This window comes from Streptomyces sp. 3330, from assembly GCF_031456635.1.
Classification (GTDB): Bacteria; Actinomycetota; Actinomycetes; order Streptomycetales; family Streptomycetaceae; genus Streptomyces.
The window spans coordinates 1-6,067 of sequence record NZ_JAVDVA010000064.1 but is presented as its reverse complement, the minus strand read 5'-3'; the positions used below and the strand labels follow the sequence as shown (position 1 = coordinate 6,067).

The window sequence follows — 6,067 nt, the reverse complement described above, 5'->3', positions numbered from 1 at the left end:
ATCCCACTCCGCATTCGTCAGGTCTCCGCGTCCCATGGAGCCAGCCTGCCCTCAACACCCCACCCAAGGAGGGAGATCCGAGAAACAGCGCCTAGGACCCAAAGTGCTCGGACAGGTCCATCCATGGTGTCAGGGTGCGGTACTTGAACGGGATCGTGTCGATCACCTCATGGTGATCACGCCACCGGCGGCCTTGCGTCTGGGCCGGCTCCGGCAGCAATGGCCCGAGCCCCGCCCACCGGCCATCAGGCGACGACACACGGCAACCAGGGATCAGTTGGCGTGGCCGCCGCGCTGCTCGATGCGGGCAAGGAGCCTCTCTGCGCGTTGTACGAAGAGGAGTGCCCCTTGTCGGTGTGCCACGGCGCAGGCCCGGTCGGCCAGGCGCACCGCACTACGGTTGTCGCCGGCTACGTGTTCCAGTTGTGCGCGCACGAGGATGATCAGCGCCTCTGCCGAGCGTTGGCCGTAGCGTTCGAGGTATTCCTCGGCGCTGTCGAGTGCTGCCGCAGCCTGGTCCAACGAACCGGCGGCGATGCGCATTTCGCCGAGCAGTGCATACCAGGTCGAGACGCAGGTGCGGGCGGGGCTGGCCAGATGGGTGCGAATGAGGCGCTCAGCCTCGTCCGCGGCGGAGGTGGGGTTCTCACCGGTGTTCGCCAGCGCCCAGCATCGGGCCAAGCGCAGGTAAGTGCCCAGTGAGGCGAAGGAGAAGTGCGGGTCGGCGGCGATCCCGCGCTCGGCCGCGCGCAGCGCCCATGCGGGGTCGCCTACCACCGAGGCTGTCCGGGCCTCGAAGGAGGTCGCGGTGGTGACGGAGTATGGGTCGTCCCCTGCCGCCTTGGCCAGTACGTTGAGTACTGCACGCGCTTGTGTTGTCTGTCCGTGGTAGCCCGCTATTTCAGCGAACATCCCGGCAGTCATCAGCTGCACGCCCTTGCGTACAGGATCGTATTCATCATCGTCGGGGCCGAAGAAGGTGTCGGGACTGATGGCGCTCAGCCGCTGGTAGGACTCTCCGATGTTTCCCAGGCACCACTCGTGGATGCCTGCTGCGGCCCTGCCGTAGCAGCGTGCGACCGTGTCCTGGGCGGTCTTGCCGAGTTCGTCGAGCCGATGGGCAAGAGGAGTACTTCGGTCCAGGTCGAGGGCCTGGCCGTGGGCGGTCCAGCGCGAGAAGAGAAACCCGGCCGCGTCACGGTCGCGCCCAAGGTGCTGAGCGACCTGTTCCGCTCGCTCCAGCAGGCTGACAGACGCGGTGCCGTACATCGAGCGCATCCCGACGACAGCGATCAGCTGGGAGAGCGCCCCGAGTTCCTGCTCGAGAAGCGACGCCTTGCGTGCCAGCTCCACGGCTGACCCGAGATGGCGCTCGGCTGCCCCGAGTGCCGTCTTTGCCATGGCGTGTGTGCCGGCGCGGACCAGGGCCGTTATGGTTCGAATCGGGTCCGTGACGGGGCCCGCGCTCCATAGGTGGTGTGCCAACCGCTCGGCGACGGACTCGTCGCTCAGGGCTGTCTCCTCGATGGCGTCGGCAATGGAGCCGTGCAGCGCTGCAGCGCGACCGGGCGGGATCGCTTCGGAGACTACTTGACGCACCAGGTCGTGGGTGAAGCGGTAGGAGAAGGGGTCGTTGGGTGTCGGGCCGACCAACCCCAGGCCGCGGACGGGTTCCAGACGCTCAAGGCAGGAAGCCACGTCGAGCGAAGCCGTCCGGGCAAGCAGGGTGAGCTCGACGCAGCGGCCGACCAGTGCTGCTGTCTCCAGCAGCTCGTGTGCATCGCTGTCGAGCACAGCGAGCCGGTCACGCACGACATCGCGCACCGTCACCGGGACGTTGCTGTGCAGCATGGTGTCTTCGGTGACCTCGCCGCCGGCGGCCCACAGCCGGCCCAGTTCCTGGACGAAAAACGGGTTGCCTGCCGTGCGCGTGTGGACTGATGCGGCCGCGTCAGGAGTGAGGCGGATACCGGTCTCGACTCGGATGAGTTCGGCCACCTCGGTGGGACTCAAGGGACCGACCAGGATCCGTCGGTGACCTGTCGCGCGACTGGCGGCCGCCAGCGTCCGGACCAGCTCCATGCCAGGCGAGGCGCCCTGGCTGCGAAGCGCGCCAACGACCGCTGTGCTGGCGGGGAGGCGGGAGACGACATGATCCAGGAGCTGCAGCGAACTCGTGTCGGCCCACTGCAGATCGTCCAGCATGAGTACGACCGGTCGCTCCCCGGCTGCCTCGGCGATCAACTCCACGACCTGCTCCAGCAGGCGGAACCGGGCGTTGCCGTCCGGCATCGCGGGTACTGCGGGCCTTTCCACGTGTGAGCCGATGAGATGACCGAGATCGCGGGCCGCCCACTGCTCCTGTCGTGCTTTCGACACGACAGCGAACAGGCTGGACACCATCTCGACCCACGGCCACATCGTCGGCCTTGCCTCGCCCTCGAGACAATGACCCCAGACCACCAGAGCGCCGCGGTCCTCAGCGTGGCTGGCGAGCTCCTCCATGAGCCGGCTCTTCCCGGCTCCGGGCTCGCCCTCCAGCAGGACCACGGCCGTGCCGCTGCCCAAGGCCGGTTCAACAGCACGTTGCAGCGCCGAGAGTTCATCGGAGCGGCCGACCAGCCGGTCCACGTCGCCCGGCGGACGCTGCGCGACAGGCGGCAGTGGTGGTGCCGCAAACCTTGCTGGTGAGGTTTTCGGAGCTCTGGCTGCTGAGACTTCGATCTCGGGAGCCCGGGCTGGGTAAGGCTGGGGCGGGGGAGTCTGGGTGAGCAGCCGGTGATGGGCGGCTTTGAGAGCCTGACCGGGGTCGATTCCGAGATCGTCGGCGAGCCGTCCGCGCACGGCCGAGTAGATGGCTAGGGCTTCCGCCTGCTGGCCCGCGCTTCCCAGCGCAGTGATGAGGCTGGCCTGCACCGGTTCATGCAGCGGGGCCATCGTGGCAGCCAGGTGCAGAGCAGGCAGCACCCGCGCAGGCTGTCCGAGCGCCAGCGCCACCTCAGCCGCGGCCATACAGGCCTGGAAGTACTCGTCATTGAGGCCGGCGAAGATCGGAACCGCCGAGGGCCCATGCACCCACCCGTCGCCAGCCGGACCACTCCAGAGACGAAGCGCGTCGAGATAGTGATTCAGTGCCGCTGCCTTGTGTCCTTCCGCCAGCACGGTCCGGGCGGCTGCGGCTTTCTGGCGGAACCTCGGGAGGTCGACAAGGTCCGCTCCCGCTGCGCACAGGTAGCCGTTGCCCCGTCTCAGCAGGTAGGCGCCCGTTCCACGCGGGGGCAAGCCGGGCTCCAGCAGGCGTCGTATCGAGCCGACGTACTTGTGGATCACGTTGAGAGCGCTGGCGGGCGCGTCTTCGCCCCAGATCAGGTCGATGAGTTCGCCGACGCCGATCGGCTGGCCTCCGCGAGCGAGGAGCAGAGCGAGCAGGTACGCCTGCTGCCGCGGCCCGGCCTCGAGCTCGCACTCGCCCCTCCATAGCCGCAGGGGACCAAGTACCTGAAGGCGCAGAGGGGCCTCGATGGAAGGCTCTCCCACGATGGCGGCGTTTCCGGGAACGACGAGCGTTGCTGTCATGTCCAGCCCTTTCGGTGGCTCGGCCCCTGCATGCCGCCCGCTTTGGGCTGGATCGGAGTCGCGCTAGCGTGACCGCATCCATACTCTAACTGCTAGAGTGGCACTCTAGCCAGTGCATGTTTTCTCGATCAGATGAGGCACGGTGACGAACCGACAGCACCTCCGCGCGACGTTCCGGCGCGGCGACACCGACGCCGTGAGTCGGATGGCGGCAGTGCAGGTCGAGCGATCGCAAGCAGTCGGCGACCCGGCCGGTGAGGTGGAGGGGTTGTACGGCCTGGCTCGTGTTGCCCTGCGCAACCAGCAGCTTGATCAAGCCGCCGAATTGGCGCAGCGGGCCCTCGCCGTAGCCCAGCAAGAGGGCATGCCTCGCTTGGAAGAGCGGCCGCGCCACGTGCTCGCCGCCGTAGCCCGGTTGTCGGGCGACTACGCGCGGGCACGGGACCTCTACGAGGCCAGCGTTCAACTCAACCGCGAGCTCGGGCAGGATGAACATGTGCACTCCGAGTACCACAACCTGGCTCTCGTCGAGTTGCACCTCGGCAACATCGAGCGCGCGCGCCAGCTGATTGAGGAGAGTCGCGAGCGTGTCTTTCGAGATGGCTACCGTGACTTCCTGCCGTATCTGGGAATCGCTGCTGCTGCCCTCGCGTCGGCCGACAGGGACGTGCAGCTGGCCGCGCGGCTGATCGGGCTTACCGGCCGGGCTTTCGCGGACCTCGGCCAGGTGCCCGACCCTGATGACGCACGGGAGCTGGACGCGCTCCGGATCTGCGTCGAGGACGCCCTCGGGCGTGACGTGTTCGAAGCAGAGTGTGCGATTGGTGCTGGCTGGACCGTCATGAGAGCATTCGGCCGTGCATGGGCGGGCGGCACGGGCCGCTACCCGGACGGGGAGTGAGACGTTGTCAGCCCAAGCACCGAGCCGTCGCGACGAGTACGCCAAGATGACTCGGGACGAAATCGTCAAAGCGGCACGAAAGCTGTATGCCGATCCGGGTTACGCGCAGACCACGGTTGAGAAGATCGCACGCGAGGCACGTGTCTCCCCTGCCACCGTCTACGCCCAGTGCGGAGGCAAAGAGGGTCTGCTGCGGACGTTGATGGACATCTGGACAACGAGTCCGACCGTAGCGCGGATCATCAGCGACTCGGCGGCACAGTCCACAGGCCGGGCCAAACTCGAGTCCCTGGCCGCGGGTTATGCGGCGCACGCCGCAGAGGCCGGCGACATCATGCGGATCGTCGAGCGCGCCGGGCCGAGTTCCCCGGCAGCACAGCAGTTCCTCGACATCGCAGACCAACGCCATATCGAGGCGCTCGAGATGATCGTCGAGGGAATCGCCGACAAAGGCGACTTGGCCGAAGGGCTCACGGTCCAGGACGCGGCGAAAATCATCTTCTTTCACTTCCGCAACCCACAGTTCGTACTCGCCGTGGATACGTTCGGATGGGGCGTAGACCGCGCAACAAGCTGGCTCGTGGACCGCGTCGCGGCCGCGATCCTCAAGGACTGAGGCCTGACCGCGACACGACTTCACCACTGTTCGCAGCGAGCCCCTGCCTTCCCGCTGATCTTGTCCTGCGGTCCCGCTTCACGACGCAGGTGGCTTCAGCCAACGGAGTCTTGCGCTGGCGACAGACATCGGATCTGCGGGGTATCTGTCCGGATTGCAGGCTTGTGACAGCCGATCCGATCGGCTTCCGGGGCGCAGTCCTGGCCCCGCCACGGGCTTCTCGATCAGCATGAGAGACCGGGACCGGCTCAAGAACATCCAGATCGCACCCGACGGTGCCGCTGCGACCCGGCGGGCGCGCCTTCTAGTAGGACTCCGTTAGGTTGCTCTGGATCTTGGGTTCTGGCTGGTGGTGGGTGTTCTGGGCAGGGGCTGGTGGCAGGTGGTGCAGGTGCCCATCCAGCAGTTCAGCAGGTCCTGGAGGGCGTCGAGGGTCTGGTAGAGGGTGAGTCCGGCGTATCGGCTTTTGGGGCCAGGCGCTGTTCGGTGAGGAAGGCGTGGGCGGCGGTGACCAGGGTGACGTGGTGGTGCCAGCCCGTCACGGAACGTCCCTCGAAGTGGTCCAGGCCGAGGCCATGCTTGAGTTCGCGGTAGTCGTGCTCGATCCGCCAGCGGATCTTCGCGAGGCGGACCAGCTTGGCGATCGGGGTGTCGGCAGGCAGGTTGGACAGCCAGTAGTCGGTGGGTGCTTCGGCGCCTGCGGGCCATTCGACCAGCAGTGTGACCTCGGGCAAGACACCGTCCCAGCTGCCCGGGTCGGTGGCGGCGGCCTGGGCGAGGCGTCGGGCTCTGACTCCGGCCGGCCGCACCCGCAGCGCCAGGAAATGTGAGCGCATCGGTCCGTGGGAGCCTTCCCTCCAGGTCACCTCGGTGAAGGCCTGCCGCCCATGGTCGGCCGCGAGTGCAGCCACCGGGGACGGCTTGCCGCGGTAGCGGGGCTGCGGCTTGCGGCCGTTGCCGGACCATGCGGGGGG

Annotated in this window: 5 protein-coding genes; 2 read left to right on the top strand and 3 right to left on the bottom strand. The window is 67.4% G+C overall.

The window, feature by feature from the left end; genetic code table 11:
• Window positions 1-91 precede the first annotated feature (91 nt).
• Together J2X68_RS40470 and J2X68_RS40055 are read right to left on the bottom strand one after the other, a co-directional pair.
• Window positions 92-259 (bottom strand): transposase, encoded by a 168-nt coding sequence (locus tag J2X68_RS40470; protein ID WP_399041977.1) that lies wholly within the window; start codon window positions 257-259, stop codon window positions 92-94.
• Window positions 260-273: 14 nt separating this feature from the next.
• Window positions 274-3,576 carry a BTAD domain-containing putative transcriptional regulator gene (locus tag J2X68_RS40055; protein WP_310437528.1) on the bottom strand — a complete coding sequence of 1,101 codons (3,303 nt, stop codon included), beginning with the start codon at window positions 3,574-3,576 and terminating at the stop codon, window positions 274-276.
• 142 nt (window positions 3,577-3,718) lie between these two features.
• On the opposite strand from J2X68_RS40055, the gene J2X68_RS40050 reads away from it, so the two are divergent.
• Together J2X68_RS40050 and J2X68_RS40045 are read left to right on the top strand one after the other, a co-directional pair.
• Complete coding sequence (locus tag J2X68_RS40050; protein WP_310437527.1) at window positions 3,719-4,477, top strand: tetratricopeptide repeat protein; 759 nt, start codon at window positions 3,719-3,721, stop codon at window positions 4,475-4,477.
• A gap of 4 nt (window positions 4,478-4,481) precedes the next feature.
• Complete coding sequence (locus J2X68_RS40045) at window positions 4,482-5,093, top strand: helix-turn-helix domain-containing protein (protein ID WP_310437526.1); 612 nt, start codon at window positions 4,482-4,484, stop codon at window positions 5,091-5,093.
• A gap of 407 nt (window positions 5,094-5,500) precedes the next feature.
• Here J2X68_RS40045 and J2X68_RS40040 read toward each other — a convergent pair.
• A partial coding sequence (locus tag J2X68_RS40040) for a transposase (RefSeq protein WP_310437525.1) occupies window positions 5,501-6,067 on the bottom strand: 567 nt, incomplete at its 5' end.

Bases quoted from the DNA above. Each gene is read 5' to 3' on its own strand.
- J2X68_RS40055 (WP_310437528.1), bottom strand. From the start codon at position 3,576: ATGACAGCAACGCTCGTCGTTCCCGGAAACGCCGCCATCGTGGGAGAG.